The 945-nt window shown below is 63.4% G+C and carries 1 protein-coding gene; it reads left to right on the forward strand.

Annotated elements, in window-relative coordinates:
- Positions 1-30: 30 nt before the first annotated feature.
- A complete protein-coding gene (locus tag AC1DY5_RS57100) occupies positions 31-435 on the forward strand; it encodes a hypothetical protein (protein WP_478122952.1) in 405 nt (134 codons plus the stop codon).
- Positions 436-945 lie beyond the last annotated feature (510 nt).

Raw genomic sequence — 945 nt, forward strand, 5'->3', positions numbered from 1 at the left:
CTCCTTTATCACTCGTTGCGACGAAAGGCAGTGCGGGTCGAGGCGAAGCGCCGGGTCGAGGCTGCGCGCCTGCGCTCGGGATATGTCCCGCTCGACGAGGTGATTCCGACCACACGCGGGCGCTTGCATTCCAGCGAACTCGAAACCCTTCCCGAATGGGCTACCCAGGATGAGACCGCAACGACGGTCGACGAGACGCCGCGCATGCGGATTCGCTACATCGACGTGAACGGCAAGAAGGTGCAGAACGTGTTGCAGGTACAGCGCCTCGACTTGGAGAAGCAGCTGATCGTCGGCCACACCGACGCACCGGGCGACGTGCGCGTGATCTTCCTGCACCAGGTGTTGACCGTGCGCAGCGCTGAGACTGGTCAGCAATTCAACCTCGACACATGGCTTGAGGCCGTTCGCATCGCGCGCCGGCGCCGGGCCTGACGCACTAATCCCAGTGGCACCGACTGGGCATGCTTGCACGGTTTCGCGGGGCGACACTAGCACCCAGGAATGCGCATAGTCCGTGGCGACGATTCCATCGTCGATGCGCTCAAACCCCGTGAGCGCCGAGCAGCGCCGACTGTTCGAGGAGACGCTGGCAGAAGACGAGTCCGCTCTGCAGGCGCTGATCGAGTCGCCCAGTGCGGGAATCTTCGCCACCCCCGCTAGGGTTCGCCCGATCGAGAGCCGCCGGGAACGCTCCCGGCCATGGCCTCAACCCCTGCGGACAAGAAGGCTGACGATCGTGGATTGCGGGGCAAACGCTTGATTACGGCATGCCGGCCCGAGCACTTGACACTGTCAGCCGGGGGAAATGACCCCTCTAAGGATAGAAGCCCGAAGCGACCAGGCCCGGAACTCCATCGACCTTCACGGCCTTTACGTAGGCCCATTTTTGCGATGGTTGGGTCTGCCCGGGTTTCGGGAACATGTAGTCGACCCATCCTGAGC

This window comes from Variovorax sp. P4_D9 (assembly GCF_056401695.1).